This window comes from Pseudomonas sp. HY7a-MNA-CIBAN-0227 (assembly GCF_040310325.1).
In the GTDB taxonomy this organism is placed as follows: Bacteria; Pseudomonadota; Gammaproteobacteria; order Pseudomonadales; family Pseudomonadaceae; genus Aquipseudomonas.
Window position 1 is genome coordinate 1 of the sequence record NZ_JBEOPT010000049.1, and the last position, 366, is coordinate 366.

Annotated in this window: 1 protein-coding gene; it reads right to left on the bottom strand. The window is 58.5% G+C overall.

Annotated features, from left to right (window positions below):
- The coding region (locus AAEZ06_RS26905) for a cadherin-like domain-containing protein (RefSeq protein WP_350617114.1) at positions 1 to 366 on the bottom strand (366 nt) is incomplete at both ends.

Genomic DNA, 366 nt, shown 5'->3' on the forward strand with positions numbered 1-366 from the left:
TCGTTGTTGTTATGCACTTGCAAGACGAGATTGGCAGTGCTGGTGTCGCCATCGGCATCGGTCAGTGTGTAGGCGAAAGTCTCCGTGCCGTTGCCGCCGCCATGCAGGGCGATAAAGTCGGCGTCGGCGGTATTCAGTGTGTAGGTGTAAGTACCGTCGGCAGCCAGTACCAGCGAGCCGTAAGTCCCGGCAAAAGTCCCCGCTGTAATAGGCCCGGTGGCGACACGATCAGCACCTTGCACATCGTTGCCGAGCACCGTACCGCTGAGGGTTTGCAAGCTTTCGGATGCGGTATTGAGATTGCTGTCATCAACCGCCTTAGGCACGTCATCGACGATGGTAACGTCCAGCGAGCCGGTAGCGGTG